This is a genomic window from Draconibacterium sediminis (assembly GCF_000949475.1).
Lineage (GTDB): Bacteria > Bacteroidota > Bacteroidia > Bacteroidales > Prolixibacteraceae > Draconibacterium > Draconibacterium sediminis.
The window spans coordinates 40754-62054 of sequence record NZ_JRHC01000001.1; the positions used below are offsets into that span (position 1 = coordinate 40754).

General features: G+C 42.1%; 16 protein-coding genes. 10 read left to right on the top strand and 6 right to left on the bottom strand.

The window, feature by feature from the left end; genetic code table 11:
- The first annotated feature begins 127 nt into the window (after positions 1 to 127).
- From LH29_RS00155 to LH29_RS00175, 5 genes are all read left to right on the top strand, one after another.
- Positions 128 to 1423 (top strand): cysteate synthase, encoded by a 1296-nt coding sequence (locus LH29_RS00155; RefSeq protein ID WP_198152311.1) that lies wholly within the window; start codon positions 128 to 130, stop codon positions 1421 to 1423.
- Positions 1424 to 1907: 484 nt separating this feature from the next.
- Complete coding sequence (locus tag LH29_RS00160) at positions 1908 to 5105, top strand: glycoside hydrolase family 2 TIM barrel-domain containing protein (protein ID WP_045025523.1); 3198 nt, start codon at positions 1908 to 1910, stop codon at positions 5103 to 5105.
- 100 nt (positions 5106 to 5205) lie between these two features.
- Positions 5206 to 5895: a lycopene cyclase domain-containing protein gene (locus LH29_RS23475; RefSeq protein ID WP_052670465.1), complete on the top strand. Its 690-nt coding sequence runs from the start codon at positions 5206 to 5208 to the stop codon at positions 5893 to 5895.
- Positions 5896 to 5906: 11 nt separating this feature from the next.
- Positions 5907 to 7145, top strand: coding sequence for a 3-deoxy-D-manno-octulosonic acid transferase (locus LH29_RS00170; RefSeq protein ID WP_045025526.1), 1239 nt, complete (start codon positions 5907 to 5909; stop codon positions 7143 to 7145).
- A 317-nt stretch (positions 7146 to 7462) separates the two neighbouring features.
- A complete protein-coding gene (locus LH29_RS00175) occupies positions 7463 to 10015 on the top strand; it encodes an adenosylcobalamin-dependent ribonucleoside-diphosphate reductase (RefSeq protein ID WP_045025528.1) in 2553 nt (850 codons plus the stop codon).
- Between the two features lie 59 nt (positions 10016 to 10074).
- Here the strand turns inward: LH29_RS00175 and LH29_RS00180 are convergent, their stop codons facing one another.
- Entirely contained in the window at positions 10075 to 10611 is a 537-nt protein-coding gene (locus LH29_RS00180) for a LytR/AlgR family response regulator transcription factor (protein WP_045025529.1), read from the bottom strand.
- 224 nt (positions 10612 to 10835) lie between these two features.
- Positions 10836 to 11216, bottom strand: coding sequence for a glycine cleavage system protein GcvH (gene gcvH / locus LH29_RS00185; protein WP_045025531.1), 381 nt, complete (start codon positions 11214 to 11216; stop codon positions 10836 to 10838).
- A gap of 232 nt (positions 11217 to 11448) precedes the next feature.
- Here gcvH and tsaE point away from each other — a divergent pair, with 232 nt between their 5' ends.
- The 4 genes from tsaE to LH29_RS00205 all read left to right on the top strand — a co-directional run bounded on the left by tsaE (position 11449) and on the right by LH29_RS00205 (position 14791).
- Positions 11449 to 11871, top strand: coding sequence for a tRNA (adenosine(37)-N6)-threonylcarbamoyltransferase complex ATPase subunit type 1 TsaE (tsaE, locus tag LH29_RS00190; RefSeq protein WP_045025534.1), 423 nt, complete (start codon positions 11449 to 11451; stop codon positions 11869 to 11871).
- Positions 11872 to 11978: 107 nt separating this feature from the next.
- The gene (locus LH29_RS00195) at positions 11979 to 13190 is read left to right on the top strand and encodes an alanine dehydrogenase (RefSeq protein WP_045025537.1); all 1212 of its coding nucleotides are present in this window, start codon (positions 11979 to 11981) and stop codon (positions 13188 to 13190) included.
- Between the two features lie 16 nt (positions 13191 to 13206).
- A complete protein-coding gene (locus LH29_RS00200) occupies positions 13207 to 14055 on the top strand; it encodes a LytR/AlgR family response regulator transcription factor (RefSeq protein WP_045025539.1) in 849 nt (282 codons plus the stop codon).
- A 223-nt stretch (positions 14056 to 14278) separates the two neighbouring features.
- The gene (locus LH29_RS00205) at positions 14279 to 14791 is read left to right on the top strand and encodes a hypothetical protein (RefSeq protein ID WP_045025542.1); all 513 of its coding nucleotides are present in this window, start codon (positions 14279 to 14281) and stop codon (positions 14789 to 14791) included.
- Here LH29_RS00205 and pulA read toward each other — a convergent pair.
- The 3 genes from pulA to LH29_RS00220 form a co-directional block, all read right to left on the bottom strand.
- The gene (pulA, locus tag LH29_RS00210; protein WP_045025544.1) at positions 14773 to 16719 is read right to left on the bottom strand and encodes a type I pullulanase; all 1947 of its coding nucleotides are present in this window, start codon (positions 16717 to 16719) and stop codon (positions 14773 to 14775) included. The genes LH29_RS00205 and pulA overlap by 19 nt on opposite strands.
- Positions 16719 to 17267, bottom strand: a complete 549-nt coding sequence (locus LH29_RS00215) for a hypothetical protein (protein WP_045025546.1) — start codon at positions 17265 to 17267, stop codon at positions 16719 to 16721. The genes pulA and LH29_RS00215 overlap by 1 nt, the downstream gene beginning before the upstream one ends.
- 116 nt (positions 17268 to 17383) lie before the next feature.
- Positions 17384 to 18751, bottom strand: a complete 1368-nt coding sequence (locus tag LH29_RS00220) for an aminopeptidase P family protein (protein WP_045025548.1) — start codon at positions 18749 to 18751, stop codon at positions 17384 to 17386.
- Positions 18752 to 18961: 210 nt separating this feature from the next.
- Between LH29_RS00220 and LH29_RS00225 the strand changes: the two genes are divergently transcribed.
- On the top strand, positions 18962 to 19579 hold the full coding sequence (locus tag LH29_RS00225; protein ID WP_157493509.1) for a hypothetical protein: 618 nt from the start codon (positions 18962 to 18964) through the stop codon (positions 19577 to 19579).
- Positions 19580 to 19641: 62 nt separating this feature from the next.
- Here LH29_RS00225 and LH29_RS00230 read toward each other — a convergent pair whose 3' ends face one another.
- Entirely contained in the window at positions 19642 to 21282 is a 1641-nt protein-coding gene (locus tag LH29_RS00230; protein WP_045025553.1) for a M1 family metallopeptidase, read from the bottom strand.
- Positions 21283 to 21301 lie beyond the last annotated feature (19 nt).

Sequence of the window (21301 nt, forward strand, 5' to 3'; positions counted from 1 at the left end):
TAGGTTTTGTTGAATTGCCTAAAGTTACCAATAAGTTTATTATTCAGACTTTAAGAATTAACATTTTTCGCTTGTTTTATGTCTGCATTTTCTACATTTGTCCTTCTTAAAATAAAACAGACGTAGAATGAGCAAAGATTTTTCGCCCACAAAATACATCCTGAAATCGTTTAAAACAGGCAAGGAGTTTAAAGATGAAGGCTGGATGCTGGATGCTCCGGGTGAGGCCGAACCAACATTAATTCGTGCTATTTACGATAAAAAACAGATTGACGTAAAAGACGATTCGTGGGGCTTGTACAAATTTGCCGATTGGTTGCCAATTGGCAGAATGCTGGAAGGTTCGTCGGCACCGGTGACCTATAAAAGCGAGGGTTTGGCAAAAGAACTGGGTCTTGAAAATCTTTGGATCACCTTTAGCGGCTACTGGCCCGAAAAAGGCACAAACATGAAAACGGCTTCGTTTAAAGAAACCGAAGCTTACTCGGTTTGCGGCCGAATGACCGAAGATATGAAACAAACCCTGGTGGTGGCTTCGGCCGGAAATACTTCACGTGCTTTTGCAAGAGTTTGTTCTGAAAACAATATTCCACTTCTAATCTGTGTTCCAGAAGATAATATCGGTGCACTTTGGTTTGACGCTCCGATTAACGATTGCGTAAAACTGATTTGCAGCAAATCTGGCAGTGATTATTTCGATGCCATCCACCTGTCGAATATCGTGGCAGGAATGGAAGGTTTTGTGGCTGAAGGTGGTGCAAAAAACGTTGCCCGCCGCGACGGAATGGCAACTACAATGCTTTCGGCAACTACAACCATTGGCGAAATTCCTGATTACTATTTTCAGGCCATTGGTAGCGGAACCGGAGCCATTGCAGCCTGGGAAGCTAACCTGCGTTTGATAGAAGACGGACGATTCGGCAACAAAAAAATGAAACTGATGGTTTCGCAGAATACGCCGTTTACACCTATTCACGATGCCTGGAAAGCGGACTCACGTGCCATGCTATCGTTGGATGATAACCTGGCCCGCGAGCAGGTGGAAGCAATTGTTGCTAAAGTTTTATCGAATCGTAAACCTCCATACCCAATTGCCGGAGGATTATTTGACGCGATGAAAGATGCTGGCGGCGAAGTATTGCTGGCATCGAACGAACAAGCTGCCCATGCGGGCGAATTATTCCTGAAAACCGAAGGCAATGATATTCATCCGGCATCGGCTATTGCAACTGCTACTTTAATTGAAGCAGTTAAAGACGGTACGGTAAAAAAGGACGACCTGATAATGCTGAATATTACAGGTGGCGGCGAAGAAAAATTCAAAGCCGAAAATGAGCTGTTCTATTTAAAACCTGAAATCGTTTTCGACATCAATCCGAACGAAGAAGAGGTGAAACAAAAAGTGGAAAAGCTGTTTTTGTAACTGAGCACAAAATATCGATCGACTATATAAAAACAAACCCGTATATGATCAGTATACGGGTTTTTCTATTCTTGTATGGAAATGGGCTATATCAAAAATATACCCCAAGAAATAGACTTTTACTACCAAGCAGATTCTGAAAATTGTTGCAGAGATCGCTTTAACCGGAAAAATAACAAACTAAAAAATATTCTTTTTGTTTTCGGCCGGATACAAGTCAGATTTAATATTTGCCCATCAGTTTTAACAAACAACTGGATTTGAATGAATTCAAGAAGTAGCGAAGAGGTTTGACAACCAATAATCCAAACAGAAAAATCCTTCAAAATAATCCCTTACAACATCACTGCACACTTCAAATAATGATTTATTCTGATTTTTGATCGTTTTGTTATAGGTTTTTGATTGTTTTGTTATAGTAAGAAGTAGGTGCAAATTTTATATTTGTCGTCACTTTAAATAGAAAACATTTAATTACCATACTATGATACGTAGAACTTTATTGACGTTAACTTTCTTTTCAATCGCACTAATTGCATTGGTTTCGTGTAACAATTACACCGACTATTCCAATGTTCCGTTTGATGAGCCCAGCCCAAAACCCTGGGAAGATCCGGGAATTTACCAGGTAAACAAAGCCGAGCCACATGCTCACTTTATTCCTTTTGCTTCTGTTGAGCAAGCCCGAACCGAAGACAAGTGGCAATCGCCATTACTAAAATCGCTAAACGGAACATGGCAGTTTCACCTGGCGCAAAATCCGTCGGAACGCCCGTTTTGGTTTTTCAAAAATGATTTTGACACCCGCGAGTGGGACGAAATTCAGGTACCTGCCAACTGGGAAGTGGTTGGTTTTGATTACCCGATTTATACCAATGTAAAATACCCGCACGCTCAAACTCCTCCGCTAATTCAGGAGCATTACAATCCGGTGGGATCGTACAAACGTACTTTCGAAGTTCCTGCCGAATGGGATGGCAGCGAAATCATTGCACATTTTGGCGCGGTTTCGTCGAATATGAATCTCTGGGTGAACGAACAATACGTAGGTTACAGCGAAGACAGTAAAACACCTGCCGAGTTCAATATTACAAAATATTTGGTGCCCGGAGAAAACACAATGGCTGTTGAGGTTTTCCGCTGGAGCGATGCTTCGTACCTGGAAGATCAGGATTTCTGGCGTTTAAGCGGAATCACCCGCGACGCGTACCTTATTGCTCGTGGCGCACAAGCACTAAAAGATTTCCGTGTTGGTTCATCACTTGATGACACCTATACAAACGGATTGTTCTCACTGGATGTGGAACTGGCCAACAGCGGAAATTTAACCGTTGAAGCTGTTCTTTCTGAAAACGGAAACGTTGTAAAAGAATTCTCGGAAACTACCGACGGAACAGCGGTAAATTTTGCAGCTGAAATTCCAAACGTAAAACAGTGGTCGGCTGAAATTCCAAATCTGTACGAGCTGGTAATTACCCTGAAAAACGGAGAAGACGTTGTTGAAGTCATTCGTCAGGATGTTGGTTTCCGCCGTATTGAAATTATCGATGCCACCCTTCGTGTAAATGGAAAATACGTTTACATTAAAGGTGCCAACCTGCACGAACACAACGACAAAACCGGTCACGTTCAGGATAAAGAAACGATGTTGCTGGATATTAAAACCATGAAGGAGAATAACCTGAATGCCGTACGTACATCGCACTATCCGCAGCCGGAGCTGTGGTACGAGCTGTGTAATAAATATGGTTTGTACATTGTTGACGAAGCCAATATTGAATCACACGGAATGGGTTACGGCGCCGAATCGCTGGCCAAAAACGAAGCCTGGAAAGCGGCGCATTTGTACCGTACAAAAAATATGTTTGAACGCGACAAAAACCAACCTTGTGTGGTAATCTGGAGTCTGGGTAACGAAGCCGGAAATGGCATGAACTTTATGGCTACGTACGATTATCTAAAATCGGTAGACAACACACGCCCGGTACAATACGAACAGGCACATGGCGGAGCTAACACCGATATCAACTGCCCGATGTATATGCGCATTGAAGGCATGGAGCGTTTTGCCAAAGAAAAAGCCGATAAACCATTAATCCAGTGTGAGTATGCGCACGCCATGGGTAACAGTGTTGGAAACCTGCAGGATTACTGGGATCTGATTGAGAAATACGATGTGCTGCAAGGTGGATTTATCTGGGACTGGGTAGATCAGGGCTTGTGGACCACCAACGATGCCGGAGAAGGATTCTGGGCTTACGGTGGCGACTTTGGCCCCGACACGGTCCCTTCTGATGGCAACTTCTGCAACAACGGTTTGGTTGATCCCGACCGTGCCGTAAAACCTCATCTGCTTGAGGTGAAGAAAGTATACCAGCACATTGGTTTCGATGCGGTTGACCTGAAAAAAGGAATTATCACTGTCGAAAATAAATATGCATTTATGAATCTGTCGGCTTTCGACTTTGTTTGGGAAGTAACTGCCGACGGAAAAGTAGTTGACAGTGGCGACCTTGAAAGCATTGAATTAGCTCCGGGTGAAAGCGAAAAGGTTACAATCGGGTTTGATGTAAAACCGGAAGCCGGTGTTGAATATTTCCTGAATGTACATGCAAAATTAAAAGAAGACTGGAGCCTTGTTGAAGCCGGTTGGATTTTGGCCGAAGAGCAATTTGAAATTCCGTTTGTTGTGCCAATGACACTGGAATACAAAATTCCTCAAATGCCGGATGTAAGCCTGGAAGAAACTGCTGAAACAGCAACGGTAAAAGGCGAAGGATTCTCGATAGCTTTCGACAAGAAAACCGGTATTATTTCAAGCCTCAAAAAAGGTGACACTGAACTATTGATCAGCGGCCCGGTTCCAAATTTCTGGCGTGCACCAATCGATAACGACTTTGGCAATAATCTGCACAAGCGAAGCCGCGTGTGGCGCAAAGCCGGCGAAAACCGCAATGTTGCCAATGTTGAAGTAAAAAGCTTAAACAACAACACCGCTGAGGTAGTTTTCGACTTTGATCTTGTAAACGAAGACAAAGAAAAAATTGCTTCGTACAAATCGATTTACACGGTTTACGGCACAGGAGATATTGTGGTTGAAAACAACTTCAAAATGACAAAAGACGACCTGCCGGAAATCGTTCGCATGGGTATGAACCTGGTAATGCCACGCAAATTCGACCAAATGAGCTGGTTCGGCCGTGGTCCGCAGGAATCGTACTGGGACAGAAAAACAGGTGCTTTTGTAGGCTTGTACAGTGGCAGCGTTGCCGATCAGTACTGGGCATATCTTCGTCCGCAGGAAAACGGAAACAAAACCGATGTGCGTTGGGTAACCATTACCGACAACGCCGGAAACGGTCTGTTATTCGCCGGATTGCCATTACTGGAAGTTAGCGCACACCACAATATTATGGAAGATTTTGAAAGTAATGAGCGTACCGATGGCCGCCAGGTAGAAGGCGTTGAAGTGATCAACCGCCACATAAACGACGTAAAACCACGCGAGCTGACTTCGGTTAACATCGACTACAAACAAATGGGTGTTGGTGGCGACAACAGTTGGGGCGCATGGACGCATGACGAGTACCGCCTTACTGACAAAGAATACAGTTACGCATTTAAAATGAGTTTCATTTCGCCCGAAGAAGACCCGGCGAAAAAAGCAAAAGTTAAATTCTAGAAAAGCAGAGTTTCACTAAGATAAAAGGCGCAGCGACAAAATGGTCGTTGCGCCTTTATTTTTACGACAAATCCAATACCTTTGCTCAAAATTCAGAAAAATGGAAATTCAAAACCTGTCGTACCTGTTGCTATTGCTGATCTACCTGGTAATTCCGGTGGTACTCAGCTTCCAGAAAAAGGTGCGGTTTGTTTTCAGGCTAAAGTATATTTTGCCTGCCGTAATTTTTGCCGGAGCCATTTTTGTTATGTGGGATCTCCGGTTTATACAAATGAGCATCTGGACGTTTAATCCCGATTACTTTACCGGAATTGAGCTGCTTCGGTTACCAATTGAGGAGTGGCTCGCATTTTTAATCATCCCGCTGTCATCCATTTATATTTACGAGTGGCTGAAAATTCGTTTCGAGGATTTTGACAAGCCCAATGTTTTTATGATAATCAGCCTTGTGCTTTTGCTTGTTACAGGAGTTTTAGCCTATGTTTTCCGTACCCGGATGTTTAGCTTCTTTACTTTCTTCCTGTCGGCAATATACCTGGGGTACACCGTTTTTCGTAACCGTTTCAGAAAATATTACACCAAATTTTACCTGACGGTGGCCATCTCATTTATCCCCTTTTTAATTGTCTCGGCACTATTAAATTCGCTTCCAGCAATTGTTTATGATTCGGCCCACACTATGGGATTAGCTATTTTTGGCGTTCCTGTTGAAAAGATCGGTTACCTGTTTTTACTATTACTCATCAACGTAACGATCTACGAATATTTAAGCAACCGGAAACACTATTAATTCAGAAAACGATGAGCTTATTTTACAACCTTGGAATTTTATTTTACGGACTTTTCATCCGTGTTGCGGCTTTATTTAACGAGAAGGCAAAACTGTTTGTTGCCGGGCGTAAAAACTGGGAAAAGAAGCTCGGTTCGGCGGTCGACAAAAATGCCTCTTACATTTGGTTTCATTGCGCATCGCTGGGCGAGTTTGAGCAAGGCCGGCCGGTATTGGAGGAAATAAAAAAGCAATACCCGCAATACAAGATCATACTCACTTTCTTTTCGCCTTCGGGTTACGAAATCCGAAAGAATTATGAAGGTGCCGATATCGTTGCCTATTTACCCATGGATACCAAAAAGAATGCGCAGGAGTTTATCAGCATGGTCCGCCCCGAAAAAGTATTTTTTGTGAAATACGAATTCTGGTACAATTATATTTCCGGACTCAAAAACCAGCAAATTCCGCTTTATATCATCTCAGCCATTTTCAGAGAAAATCAGCAGTTTTTTAAATCAACACCCTGGGGAAAGTGGTACCGGAAAATGCTACACAGCTTCGAACATATCTTTATACAGAACGACACTTCGGCACAATTGCTTGATAAGGCCGGCATTAAACATTACACTGTTTCGGGCGATACACGTTTCGATCGGGTGGCCCAAATTGCCCGCGGTGCAAAAAAGTTCGAAATTGTGGAAAAATTCAAAGGCCAAAATGTAACCCTGATTGCCGGAAGCACCTGGAAGCCCGATGAAGAGCTGCTTGCAGCGTTTATTAACAACAGCAGCAATGTGAAGTTTATAATCGCTCCACACGAGGTTGCACCGGCAAATATCAACAGAATTCAGGAATTGTTAAAAAAACCGGCCATTTGCTTCAGCAAAGCCGATATTTCCGATATCGACAGTTACGATGTGTTAATAATTGATTCCATTGGGATTTTATCATCGCTATACCAGTACGGAAACATTGCGTACATAGGCGGTGGCTTTGGCGTAGGCATTCACAATATCCTGGAAGCAGCTACTTTTAAATTGCCAATTTTGTTCGGACCGAACTATTTAAAGTTTAAAGAAGCTGTTGATCTGGTTAACGAAAAAGGGGCCTTCCCTGTCCAAAATTTTACTGAATTGGAAGCCACGCTGAGTAAGCTTTTGAATGACAACAACAACCTGAAAACTGCCTCTGAAATCTGCAAAAAATATGTAGAAAAAAATGTGGGCTCAACAACACTTATCATAAATAAAGTTTTTAACAAAAAGTGAAAAACTGCACGCTTTTTGTTAGCAAAATATTCTTCGAAAAATTGAATTTTTACAAGTAATATTCTGTTAACAAAATTCTTCATCAGCTAATAATAATTTTCAGTTTTGGTAAACTTTTCTTAACTATCAAATATATAACACACTGTATATCTGAATCATAACAAATTGAAGTTGATAACTTTTAATTAATTAGGGCTCAGAAAAATTCCAAATATTTGTTTTCTGTTCTATATTGCATTACACAATTAAGATGTGATTGACATCTACGAAATCGGAAAATAAATTCTTATAACTTTTAATACACTTACAGAAAAAAAATGGCAGTAAACGAAGTATCTGTAAAAGCCCCGGCGGGCAAAAAAATTTACTCTCAGGAAGAAGCAGTAAAAGCCTCGCTAGAGTACTTCAGAGGAGACGATTTGGCAGCAAGAGTTTGGGTGAATAAGTACGCCCTTAAAGATTCGTTCGGAAATATTTTTGAGCTAACACCGGACGATATGCACAAACGACTTGCAAAAGAAATCGCACGCATTGAAGAACGTTACCCTAATCCATTAACCGAAGATGAAATCTACAGCGTCCTTAAAGATTTCAAATACATTGTTCCGCAGGGAGGACCAATGACCGGTATTGGAAACGACTATCAAATCGCATCACTATCCAACTGTTTTGTAGTTGGGAACGACGGTGACTCGGATTCGTATGGTGGAATTATGAAAATTGACCAGGAACAGGTTCAATTGATGAAACGCCGCGGAGGTGTAGGACACGACCTGTCGCACATTCGCCCAAAAGGTTCTCCGGTAAAGAACTCGGCATTAACATCAACCGGTATTGTTCCGTTTATGGAACGCTACTCCAACTCAACACGCGAAGTAGCCCAGGACGGACGCCGTGGTGCGCTTATGCTTTCGGTATCGATTAAACATCCCGACTCGGAAAGTTTTATCGACGCCAAAATGGAACAGGGCAAAGTAACCGGCGCCAACGTATCGGTAAAAATTCAGGATGATTTTATGCAGGCTGTTGAATCGGGAACTCCTTACACTCAGCAATACCCGATTAACGGAAAAGCGCAGTACACCAAAAACACCGATGCCGGTAAAATCTGGAAAAAGATTGTAAAAAATGCATGGAAATCAGCCGAACCGGGAATTCTTTTCTGGGATACCATTATTAAAGAATCGGTGCCTGATTGTTATGCCGACCTGGGTTACCGCACGGTTTCGACCAACCCTTGTGGAGAAATTCCGTTGTGTCCTTATGATAGCTGCCGCTTATTAGCCATTAACTTATACTCGTACGTAGAAAATCCGTTTACCAAAGACGCGAAGTTCAATTTCGAATTGTTTAAAGAACACATCCATTACGCACAGCGCATTATGGACGACATTATCGATCTTGAACTGGAGAAAATTGATGCCATTTTAGAAAAAGTTGAGGAAGATCCTGAAGCTGAAGAAATTAAATTCACTGAAAGAAATCTTTGGGAAAGCATTCGTAAGAAAGCCAAAGAAGGCCGCCGTACCGGAATTGGTATTACTGCCGAAGGCGATATGCTGGCTGCATTAGGATTACGCTATGGAAGCGATAATGCAACTGATTTCTCGGAAGAAATTCATAAAACAATTGCCATTGAAGCTTACCGTTCGTCGGTACACCTGGCTAAAGACCGTGGAGCATTTACCATTTACGATGCCGAGCGCGAAAAGAACAATCCGCTTATTAACCGTATTAAAGATGCTGATGAGGCGCTTTACCAAAAAATGGCAAAATACGGCCGTCGGAATATTGCGCTGCTAACCATTGCTCCAACCGGAACAACCAGCCTGATGACACAAACAACATCGGGAATCGAACCGGTTTTCCTTCCGGTTTACAAACGCCGCCGTAAGGTAAATCCTAACGACAAAGATGTTCGTGTTGATTTTATCGACGAAGTTGGCGATCATTGGGAAGAGTACACCGTTTTCCACCACCATTTTAAAACCTGGATGAAAGCGAATGGTTACGATACTTCCATCGAATATTCGCAGGAAGACCTGGATAAAATGGTAAAAAAATCGCCTTATTACAAAGCTACATCAAACGATGTTGACTGGCTGAACAAAGTACGTATGCAGGGAAGAATCCAGAAATGGGTTGACCACTCGATTTCGGTTACCATTAACCTGCCTGCCGATGTAAAAGAAGAGCTGGTCGGCGACTTGTATTTCGAAGCATGGAAAAGCGGATGTAAAGGTGTTACCGTTTATCGCGACGGATCGCGCTCGGGTGTGCTTATTTCGAACGACGACAACAAGAAAAAAACCGAAGATGGCGCATTCCCGCTGAAACGCCCTGAAAAACTGGAAGCCGACGTTGTACGTTTCCAAAACAACAAGGAAAAGTGGATTGCTTTTATCGGTTTAATGGATGGCAAACCTTACGAGATTTTCACCGGTTTGCACGATGATGAAGACGGAATTTTGCTGCCTCGCTCGATAACAAAAGGCTACATTATTAAAAACTGGGAAGGCGAAGATTCGCGTTACGATTTCCAATATGCCAACAAACGTGGCTACAAAACCACTATTGAAGGATTGTCGCACAAATTCAATCCGGTATACTGGAACTACGCCAAGTTAATTTCGGGAACCTTGCGCCATGGTATGCCAATTCATAAAATTGTTGAACTGGTAACCAGTCTGCAACTGGATAACGAAACCATTAACTCGTGGAAAGCGGGTGTGGCACGTGCACTGAAAAAATACATTCCTGACGGAACAATCGCCGATGATGCAAAATGTGGCGAATGTGGATCAGACGAAGTAGTATACCAGGAAGGCTGTTTAACCTGCCTCTCTTGCGGATGCTCGAAATGCGGATAATTATTAATTCGACTATACTAAAAGAGCCGGGATCGTTTTGATTCCGGCTTTTTTAATGCTTAAAAGTTTATTAGATCCCTGATCTTTTCGTTATAACTCTTACTACATGAAACAATTCGTTCCTTCTCGCATTTCATAACCAAATCAAAGCGGCCATTGTCCAGCTTCTTAACTTCGTGGATCAGGTTTTTATTCACCACTGTAGATTTATGAATACGGATAAACTCTTCCGGGAATTTTTGCTCCAATTCGCCGAGGGTACTATCAACCACGTATTCTTTCCCCGTAATATCGGTTAGAAAAACAAAGTTATTCCCTGCCGACAGATCAACGATTTCGTCGAAACGAATAAGCGTAATTTTATTCCCCTCTTTTACCGGGTAATACTCTTTAATTTTCTCGGCCGTAATTAAAGGCTCTTGTTGATTGTTTATTGGCGTTTCGGGCTGTGCCTCATTTTTAGGTGCTTTACCTTTCCTTATCAGATACCTAATCAGCAATACCAGCAATAAAACTCCCAGAAACCCAGGCACTAACAAAATTAAAAGGATAATTATTTCCTGCGGACCGATAAATCCAAGTAACAAAGTATTCATTGGTGTTTAAATTAGTTTTAGCTCAAACTAAACAAATACTTTGTTAAATTAAAAATTAAAATAAACCACTTGCCTTATATTCGTGGCAACAGCCCCTGAAAAAGCCGCGAGGCGCCTGAGCAAATAGGCAAGTCGCCTTCACGCAAACATTAATTTTTAGAATTAAGGCACAAAAAAATGCCCCACCGAAAAACGATGAGGCATTTACGTATGCTGTAAATCTCTTAAGCTTCAATCATTGCTTTGTAAGCGTCAGCGTCCATCAGGTCGTCCAACTCAGCTGCGTCTGCAACTTTTATTTTAATCATCCATCCTTTTCCGTAAGGATCTTTGTTTACCAATTCAGGGTCGTCGGCCAGGTCTTCGTTAAACTCGGCAACTTCACCTCCAACTGGCATAAACAGGTCAGAAACGGTTTTCACTGCCTCAACTGTACCAAAAGTTTCACCTTTATCCAGTGTTTCACCTTCAGTTTCAATTTCAACAAACACAACATCACCCAGTTCTCCCTGGGCAAAATCGGTAACACCTACAACAGCTACATCTCCCTCAACGCGTACCCATTCGTGGTCTTGCGTATATTTCAAATCAGCTGGAATATTCATATTTTTAGTTTTAAATTATTTAAATCGAATCGTTTGAAAACCACCTTTTAAATCTATCGCTTTACAAATTCGCCGGGTGCATTTTTCATTAATGATATTTGCCAAAATTAAAACATTTTAATGAAAAACAACCCCCTTATACCCATGCATTTCCCTGATTTTTATCGCATTTTATCTCGTGGGGTACAAAATATGTGGTGCTTTTTGTATAATTGCAAAAATTGTAGAAAAAATGTATTCAAAAAAAATCAATTCGCCCGACGATCTCGAAATCGCTGCAAAGGAGCTAATTACAGCATTTAGCGACGACCGCGTTTTTGCATTTTACGGCAAAATGGGTGCGGGAAAAACAACTTTCATCCAGTCGGTTTGCCGTGCACTCGGATCGGATGATAATGTTACAAGCCCTACTTTTGCACTGATAAACGAATACAACACTGCAGATTTTGATTCAATTTTTCATTTCGATTTTTACCGGATAAAAGATATTGAAGAAGCTTACGACCTGGGCTACGAAGACTACATTTACAGCGGAAGCTACTGCCTGATTGAATGGCCGGAAATGATCGAACCGCTTCTGCCCGAAAAAATGGTGGAGGTGAAAATTGAAGTTCAGGACGACAATACCCGCCTGATTACCGCACAGGAAATTTAGCCTGCCAACACTGCTTTCTACTTCCCTGTTAATTTTCTTTGAAAACTCCCCTTTTGCTTGTAAATTGGTGCTGTTGATTTCGTCAGATAAATTCATTAAGTTCAATTATGGAAAAAGCAAGAGAAAAGGTATCAATACCAAAAACCATGCTTCTGCCCAAAGAGGAGATGTTGGAGGTAAAAAAGAAGGGCCAGAAAATAAAGATTGGCGTTCCTTCCGATCTGTCGAAGGTTGAATACCGGGTACCTTTATCGCCGCAAGCCGTTGATTTGCTGGTTTCGTACGGCCACGAAATCCTGATTGAACGCGACGCCGGAAAAGCGGCCAGCTACAGCAACGAAGATTATCAAAAAGCCGGCGCTACCATTGTTGAAACCAAAGAAGAAACTTTTCAGTGCGACATAATTTTACGTATTGCACCTTTTGATTGCGACGAGATCGATGCATTGCGCGGCAACCAGTTCATCATTTCAAACATGCAGATTCAGGCTCATTGCAATGAATCCATTCAGAAATTGATGCAGAAAAAGGTAACCACCATTGCTTTTGAATACCTTGAAAACGAAGAGGGCTTTCTTCCATTCGTTCATCAAATGAGCCAGATTGCAGGAGTTACTTCCATCACCATAGCCAGCGAATACCTGAGTAATTCGCGCAACGGAAAAGGCGTTTTGTTTGGCGAAGTTACTGGCGTTACACCCGCCGAACTGGTGATTATAGGTACCAGCACAGCTGCAGAATATGCAGCGCGTGCAGCACTCGGACTGGGTATTTTCGTGAAGGTTTTTGATACTTCGGTTTACGAACTCAGTAAACTGGAAGAGAAACTTGGCCGGCGTATTTTTACTTCGGTATTCTATCCCAAAGTATTACGCAAAGCCCTTATTTCGGCCGATGCCGTTATTGGAGCAACAGCTTTTAATACTCCACCTAAATTTAAAGTTTCGGAGAGCCTTGTAAAACAAATGAAGGAAGGATCGGTAATTATAGATTTGAACGTGAGCCAGGGGGGCTGTTTCGAAACTTCGAAGTGCACCGATTTTAACAACCCAACATACACCAAACACGGAGTTGTGCACTACTGTGTTCCTAACACTCCGGCCATGGTAGCCCGAACGGCTTCCATTTCGTTGAGTAACATTTTAATTCCGATTTTGCTTGCCATTGGCGATAACGGCGGAGTTGAAAACTACATAAAAGTGTCGAAAGGATTCCGGAAAGGCGTGTACATCTACCACGGTATTCTCACCAATCACGACGTTGGGCGCATGTTCAATATCCCCGCAAAGGACATTGATTTATTGCTGGCAGTTTTTTAATCAAGAATAAGTTCCAATGCTGAACTCACTAAACAAAAAGTATCCGTTTAACGACAACCTAAAGGTAAATGCACGCTCCATATCGTCCGTGAGCCTGGGTATTTTTTTATTTCTGCTGTTCTTTCAGCCCTTCGAAATTCAAAACCCCGATTTTAATAACCGCCTCATTATCCTTGCAACGTTTGGCGCAATTACACTGGTTTTACTCAGTATTTTTCGGGTGGTTATTCCTTCCATCTTCATCACCGCATTTTCCGAAGAGCGCTGGACCATTTTAAAAGAGATCATCATCGATCTTCTTTTTGTGATTTGCAACTCCGTTGCCTTTGCATTTTTTGCTCGATACGTAGGCCAAATCCCTATGACCTTTCCAATTGTCATCAATATCGTCATCATTTCAATAACAGCGGCGGTGGTTGTGGTGCTTACCAACCAGTTTTATCTGCTGAAAAAGAAAGTGCAGAAGCTGGAACCTAGCCCGGAGCAAAACGGCAAAAAGGAAACGAAAGAACCGCCGAAAGAAATTGAGTTTGAATCGGAAAACAAAACGGAATATTTTACGCTTTTTCTCGAGCAGTTGATCCTTATCAAATCAGCGAACAATTACATTGAAGTGATTTATAAACACAACGACGAGATCAAGAAAAAACTGATCCGGAACACCATGAAAACCACAGAGAAATTGTTACAAAAGTACCCGGAAGTCATTCGCTGTCATCGATCGTGTATGGTAAACAAAAACTACATTAAAAAGGTATCGCGTGGCTCCGATGGTTTGGAACTGAATCTCTTTGATTACCCGCAGGTAATTCACGTTTCAAGGCAATATGTGCTTCAATTAAAAGAAGCGCTAAAAACATCCTGATCCAATTTCCTGCCCCTTATTTTACCTGTCTGACTTAATAAATACGTCCAAATCACCTAACAAAGAAGGTAAATGGGACTACTGACACTTATCCCGGATAAATGGCAAAAATCCCAAAAACACGGAAATTATCACTATTAAAAGTTAAAAATCCCAAAGACTTTTTTTTCGAATAAAATGTCCGTTTATTTGATAATTCGAAAACAATGTAAAATTTATTGCCATGAACATACTACTAATTTATCCGGAAAAAGAGAACAATTCAAAGGGATTTGCAGCCTTCTTTCAAAAGTTTTTTAGCAAAACAACGGAAGATCCGCTGGAGCTGATCGAGATTTCTATTCAGTTACCCATTACCTGGGAAAGGAAATTGCGCGATCTGAACCAGCAGAAGTTAAACACCAAGGATTTGGCGTGGGCCGATTACGTAATTGTCAAAGCAGAACCAAGACAACGAACTTCAACGATAAAACTGATTGAAAAATGCAAAAGTGCCGGAAAGAAGATCATAGCAGAAGGAGCATTATTCGATTCTCAGCCTGCCGATTTTGACAATGTAGATCACCTGATTTTGAACCAGGCAACATTTGACCCTTTTGTGCGCGATATGGAAGCCAACACTACCCAACGCATTTACAGCGCTGAATTCAGAAAAGAAAAATTACGCAAAACAGCGTATTCATTACTTGGTTTTTCGGATTACCTCTCGCGAAACATTCACCCGTTTTCGGCGTGAACAAGTATTTTTAGCGAAACAGGTTCTACCACAACAGTGTCATCAACAAGTTCTATCCCCTCCTCGTTTATGCTGTTGCCATCGGCTACAACTTTGTACCGGCCTTCGGGTAAGGGGAATTCAACTTCGTCCTCGTTACCGTTAAAAATGAGGAATATTTTTGACCAGTTGTCGCCGGCCTGTTTTCCATCCAGGCAATAGGAAACAACCCCTATTTTATACTCGGCGCAAAAATTCAGATCTTTTCTGATTGATTCGGCAGAGGACATCCGAAATGCCGGATGATTTTTCCGCAACTGAATCAGTTTCCGGAAATATTCAAAAACATCGATGTATTCATTTTTGCGGCTCCAGTCGATTTGGTTCACCGAATCGGGCGATTTATAGGAGTTTCCGTTACCACCTTTTGTACGGCAAAAATCAACACCGGCATGCAAAAGCGGCACACCTTGCGAGGTTAACACCAACGCTCCGGCAAGTTTTACCCGTTTGCGTAATTCCTCATCATTTGCTTTTGGTAAGCTCTGTTTCAGCTTGTCCCAAAGCGTGTAATTATCGTGGCACGACACGTAGTTGATACACTGATCGGGTTCGGCAGCCCAGGCCGTATCTACCGTATCGATATATCCGTAATTTACCTGCGGATGATAAACTGCCGCAGTAATTCCAAACTTTATAGCCTCCTCGCGCAGGTTAAGCCCGCTAACAAAACCTTTCGACTTTTTATCGCCGTGGTTTCCTTTTAGGGCATCACGAAAATCGTCGTTAAAGCTGGCTATTCTTCGCATTGCCGAAGTGTTCTTCTTCACTGCCCGTTTCGATTCGGGCATAGGACTTTGATCGGCCGCCCAGCCTTCGCCATAAAGAAACAAGCCGCGGTCGATCTTATCCAGCGACTTTCGGATTTCCTGCATGGTTTTCAAATCGTGAATTCCCATCAAATCGAAACGGAATCCATCTACATGAAATTCCTCCACCCAGTAGTTAAGCGTATCGATAATGTATTTACGCACCATTTCTCGCTCCGAAGCCAGCTCGTTGCCACAACCCGATGCATTTGAAAACGAACCATCCTCTTTCTGGCGGTAAAAATACCCCGGAACAATTTGGTTAAAAACCGACTCTTTAGCGTAGTAAGTATGGTTAAAAACCACATCCAGAATCACGCCAATTCCATTGGCATGCAGGGCTTTTACCAACTCTTTAAATTCTACAATACGTTTGCGCCCATCGTAAGGATCGGTTGCATACGAACCTTCCAGCGCATTATAGTGCATGGGATCGTAACCCCAGTTATATTTTTCAAGTGGCTTTTCTTCGTCAACTGTAACATAATCGTTCACCGGTAACAAATGCACATGCGTAACTCCCAGCTCCTTTAAATGATCGATACCGGTTTTTACACCTTCCGGCGAACGTGTTCCTTCTTCGGTAAATCCCAGAAATTTCCCTTGGTTTTCAATGCCTGAATTTTCGGCAATGGAGAAATCCCGCACATGCGTTTCGTAAATCACGGCATCGGTAAAACTGCTGTAGCGCGGTCCATTATCATAAACCCACTCTTCAGGATTTGTGGTGTTCGGATTATAAATCATTCCGCGCAAGCCGTTGGCCCCAACACAACGGGCATAAATTCCGGCAACCTCATCCAGCCATTCGCCATCGTTTACTCTGAAAGTATAGAATTTACCTTCGTAATCGCCGGTAAGAATTGTTCCCCAGGTGCCGTTCTCCTTCTTCTGCAGATTGGTTTTGTAATAGGCTTCACCCCTCACTCCGTCCTTGTACAAACGCAATTCCACCATTTGAGCTGTTGGTGCCCAGATTTTTATCGTAGTCTTTTCGGGCGACCAAAACACTCCCAGATCCTTACCCGAATAACCGGGATAAGTTGAAAAATCGATATGGTTAAATTTCCAGTTTCGCATTAAAATTTAACTAATGTTTTTCGTAAAAAAACCGCTTTGCTCCCCAACCTCTTTCCTTTCACATCTTTCAGATAGATCTTCGTCTTTGGATATTTCTTTAATGATTTATCGTGCGAGTAAAACCGATTCAAATCAATAGTTAACTGATGCGATTTTCCGCCCTCAAGATAAAGTGGATAAAAGCTGTAATTATCCATTCCTTTGAGTTTAAACTTTCGTTTGATCCAAAAGTTATCGAACACCAAAAGCGGCTTATCCAAATCGATAGCAGTTGAGCCGGTGTTCTTTACGGTAAGAATTAAATTATCGGGATAGAAATTTGCATCCTTCTCCAGTTTGATACTTAGCTGTTTAAGTTGCAAAAATGGCCTGCGCTCTTTTTTCGATTTCTTGCCAAAAGAACGGCTACTTACAATAAACGCTACGATAATTGCAACCAGAAAAAGAAATACCCATAGCAGTTTATGCCCTTCGGGACCTACCTCGTTTTGGGCAAAAAGCCACAACGAATTCAATAATAAAACCGCAAGAATACTTCCCTTCTTCATTGTTGCTAATTTGAGGCAAAAGTAAAGTTTTTATTGATTTAAGATCGCTGATGCTTACAGGTTTCAATACAATACGTTCCATACTTAACATGAAACCCATAAGCATCAGTATTTTATCATCGAAGTGTTTCTACCTCTTCAAGCGTTTTTGGCTTTGGTTTGCCGAGTAGCTGTACACCGCTTTCGGTCATTACAAAGTCCTCTTCGTTGCGTATTCCGCCAAAGTTACGATAGCTGTCAACCTTTTCCCAGTTGATAAAATCGTTGAATTTGTCCTGCCCGCGCCACAGATCGATTAGCTCCGGAATAAAGTAAATTCCGGGTTCGATGGTAAACACATGTCCGGCTCTCAGCGGTTTTGCCAAACGAAGCGATTTCAACCCAAACTGTGTACTTTTTGGCTGGCCATCATAACCCACCCAAACTTCACCAAGATCTTCCATATCGTGCACATCCATACCCATCATGTGCCCGGTTCCGCAGGGGAAAAACAAAGCGTGTGCACCCGCCTCAAATGCATCCATGGCATTTCCTTTTGTAAAGCCCATTGCTTTTAGCCCGTCGAAAATGGTTGTAGCGGCTGCAATATGCGCTTTTTTATAGGGTTTGTTCAACTCAAGTGCGCTGATGGCAGCTTCGTGTCCGGCCAGTGAAATTTCGTAGATATCTTTTTGCTCGGGTGTAAATTTTTTGCTCACCGGAAAAGTACTTGACAAATCGCCCGAATAGCACAATTCGTTTTCGTAACCGGCATCAACCAAAAACAAGTCGCCTTCTTTTATGGTGTTACCATGAAAATGATTGTGCAAGGTTTGCCCGTTTTTAGTGGCAATTATCGGGAACGCAATGTTTCCACCGGCTGCCAGTGCAACTTTATGGATTTCGGCAGCTACCTGTGCTTCCGTCATTCCCGGACGAGCAAACTTCATGGCTGCAATGTGCATATCAACCGATACGTTAACCGCCTGATGCAGCTGTTCGATCTCTTCTTGTGATTTTATCTCACGCTGGCTAACAACGGCTTTTACCAACTCCAACGAGTACGTGTTGGCTACATCTTTTGGCGCCACATCAATCAGCTCGAGCAACTTTATTTTATTCTCGGGGCGGTATAGCGGCAGGAAATGAATCTTCTTGCTTCTCTCCACCACCGATGCCAGTTCTTTCATGGGGAAAACTGTTGACACGCCACATTGGACGGCACGATCAGCAATGGAAGGCTGTGGCCCCATCCACACAATATCATCGATGGTGTAATCATTTCCGAAAATAATCTCCTTGTCGTTATCGATATCGATTACCGCAGCCAAACCCGGATGCTGAATTCCAAAATAATACAAAAAGGTGCTGTCTTGCCTGAAATGATAGGTATTATCAGCATAATTCATCGATGATTCGTCGTTTCCAAACAACAAAATCAATCCTTCCCCAACTTTCTCCTTTAGAACTTTTCTTCGTTCGATGTAAATCTCTTTCTGAAACATTTAAGCAATTTTTTTATGAGCATGTGAATGTAATAAATTCTCAAATTCACACTATGACAAATGTTCGCATTGCTTTCACAATGATTACCACGGAAAATACTTTGCACCATACTTCGGTACTTTTTGTATGAAACAGGTGTTGCAACAATAAAATTAATAAACCACGCAACCTTTGGTTAGCATTGCCCATCTGATTACTAAACAAAGAGAATGAGAGCTAACTACTTTTTCCTGTTATGTTTGTTAATGGTGGCTTTTGTTTCGTGTAATAACGGTTCGGATAATGATCTGGAAATGCCGGAACGCAGTTATACCAAGTTAATTGAACGAAATTCGGATAACACTTTTGAAGCCGAACTTATAACAAAAGCCGAATCGTACTATCCTCCGCGTGAAGATCTTATTGCTGCCACTGAATGGTCGGGAATGGAAGTGCCGGAGACAGATTATTGGTATTACAATCATTTTGATGGTGTGTTGATTCCTTATTGCATAACCACAGAAGCCATTGATTATTACACGACATTAATTGACGATTTCAACGCTAACAAAGAGGATGTTTTCTTTATTACAGCCGAGTTTACCTATTCCGCCAATGTTAGCTTTCACGATGCATACACTTCTCCGGATAAAAATTCAAGGGGAGAAACGTTAGATCCTCAAAGTTTTGAATCAGTTTATGTGGTAACACTTGATTTATACTGGATGGATTATTGCGGACCACTATGCGCGATGTGGATTGAAAAACAACGAATTGCTGTTTTTAATGAATCGGGAGAATTACTTGAAGTTTTTATGGACGGAACAATATCAGTTCCAGTCTCCTAACCAATTCGAATATAAAAAGAGCCTTACTTGTCTGTAAAGATCAATGTAAGGCTCTTTTGCTGTTATAAATCTACCACCTGAAAACCGGCTACATAAAAATCTTTATCTATTTCTACTTTTTTTACTTTCTCATCAGAGTCGAAAAATTTCCAGCGACTGGAAGGATTTAACCAATGAGGCTCTCCGTTAATGTATACCTTCAGTGGCAATTTAAAATTGTCGACGCAATTTGTCCACCTGTACTGCAGCTCACCATCAATCATCGCGTATTCAAAAGTTGGGATTCGGGTATCGCGCAAATACTGGTTAAAAAAGCCTTGCAATTCCAACCCGGTGTGCTGCATTAAATAGCCTTCAATTTGCTCAGCTTTTACCGTTTGATGATAGAACTCTTCATTTAAACCGCGTAGTATACTGCGCCATTTTTCATCGTCGTTCACAACTTGTCGCAGCGTATGCAACATATTGGCTCCTTTGGGGTACATATCGCCCGATCCAGGATAATTTACGCCGTAAACCCCAATAATGGGTCGATCGTTTAGAATTCCTATACGGCTTCCCCGAATATACTCGGAACCTGCTTTTTTGCCCCAGTGATACTCCACAAACAGATTTTCTGAGTAATTGGTAAAACTTTCGTGTATCCACATATCGGCCTCATCCCAGTTGGTAATGTTGTTGGCAAACCACTCGTGTCCCGACTCATGAATAATAATAAAATCGAATTTAAAACCCCAGCCCGAATAACTGATATCGCGGTTGCCAAAGCCATTGCGATAACCATTTCCGTATGTCACCGAACTTTGGTGCTCCATACCCGGATAAGGCACTTCCACCAACTTATAACCATCTTCATAAAACGGATACGGCCCAAACCAGTGCTCAAAGGCTTCCAGCATCATTGGCGCCTGTTTAAAATGCTCTTTTGCCTTTTCCAGGTTTTGTTTCAACACCCAGTAATCGCAATCCAAATCGCCCTTTTCGCCTTTAAAAACTTCGTGCCAATGGGCATAATTTCCAATGTTAATGTTTACACCGTAGTTGTTTATCGGGTTGTTTACAAACCAGTGAGCCGTTTTTGTGCCGTCGGCGTTTTGCTCCACACCGCGTAAACGGCCGTTCGATACATCCATTAAATGATCGGGAAAAGTTACACTTATCAGCATACTGTCGGGCTCATCGTAAGGATGGTCTTTGCATGGCCACCACAAACTGCCACCATCGCCCTGGTTGGTATTTACAATAAAATCGTTGCCATTTTCATCTTTTCTCCAACTTATGCCGCCATCCCACGGAGGTCTTCTACTTATCTTTGGTTTCCCTGAATATACAACCAGCAGCTCGTTAACCTCATTCGGATTTTGCGTTTTCTCCAATTCAACAAACCATGCATTTCCATCTTGATTATAGTCAAGAGCCTTGCCATTTTGAGTAATTCGCGAGATCTTCATTGGTGGCTGAAGATCAATCTGCATCACCTGATTTGATTCTAAAACCTTGTATTGAATCAAGTTGCTACCCGAAATTGTACTGTCAGTAGGATCGACCTTCACATCCAGATGATAATAAGTAAGATCCCACCAAACCCGTTCGGGCGTTATGCTGCCACGCAACGAATCCTGGCGTGTAAAATTTGTTTTTTGTGCAGCTACATTCAATACAAAAACAAGCAACACTACTGCTATTAATAATCGCTGTTTCATTCAACTAATATTTTGAAAC

Bases quoted from the DNA above. Each gene is read 5' to 3' on its own strand.
- LH29_RS00155 (WP_198152311.1), top strand. From the start codon at position 128: ATGAGCAAAGATTTTTCGCCCACAAAATACATCCTGAAATCGTTTAAA.
- LH29_RS00160 (WP_045025523.1), top strand. From the start codon at position 1,908: ATGATACGTAGAACTTTATTGACGTTAACTTTCTTTTCAATCGCACTA.
- LH29_RS23475 (WP_052670465.1), top strand. From the start codon at position 5,206: ATGGAAATTCAAAACCTGTCGTACCTGTTGCTATTGCTGATCTACCTG.
- LH29_RS00170 (WP_045025526.1), top strand. From the start codon at position 5,907: ATGAGCTTATTTTACAACCTTGGAATTTTATTTTACGGACTTTTCATC.
- LH29_RS00175 (WP_045025528.1), top strand. From the start codon at position 7,463: ATGGCAGTAAACGAAGTATCTGTAAAAGCCCCGGCGGGCAAAAAAATT.
- LH29_RS00180 (WP_045025529.1), bottom strand. From the start codon at position 10,611: ATGAATACTTTGTTACTTGGATTTATCGGTCCGCAGGAAATAATTATC.
- gcvH (WP_045025531.1), bottom strand. From the start codon at position 11,216: ATGAATATTCCAGCTGATTTGAAATATACGCAAGACCACGAATGGGTA.
- tsaE (WP_045025534.1), top strand. From the start codon at position 11,449: ATGTATTCAAAAAAAATCAATTCGCCCGACGATCTCGAAATCGCTGCA.
- LH29_RS00195 (WP_045025537.1), top strand. From the start codon at position 11,979: ATGGAAAAAGCAAGAGAAAAGGTATCAATACCAAAAACCATGCTTCTG.
- LH29_RS00200 (WP_045025539.1), top strand. From the start codon at position 13,207: ATGCTGAACTCACTAAACAAAAAGTATCCGTTTAACGACAACCTAAAG.
- LH29_RS00205 (WP_045025542.1), top strand. From the start codon at position 14,279: ATGAACATACTACTAATTTATCCGGAAAAAGAGAACAATTCAAAGGGA.
- pulA (WP_045025544.1), bottom strand. From the start codon at position 16,719: ATGCGAAACTGGAAATTTAACCATATCGATTTTTCAACTTATCCCGGT.
- LH29_RS00215 (WP_045025546.1), bottom strand. From the start codon at position 17,267: ATGAAGAAGGGAAGTATTCTTGCGGTTTTATTATTGAATTCGTTGTGG.
- LH29_RS00220 (WP_045025548.1), bottom strand. From the start codon at position 18,751: ATGTTTCAGAAAGAGATTTACATCGAACGAAGAAAAGTTCTAAAGGAG.
- LH29_RS00225 (WP_157493509.1), top strand. From the start codon at position 18,962: ATGAGAGCTAACTACTTTTTCCTGTTATGTTTGTTAATGGTGGCTTTT.
- LH29_RS00230 (WP_045025553.1), bottom strand. From the start codon at position 21,282: ATGAAACAGCGATTATTAATAGCAGTAGTGTTGCTTGTTTTTGTATTG.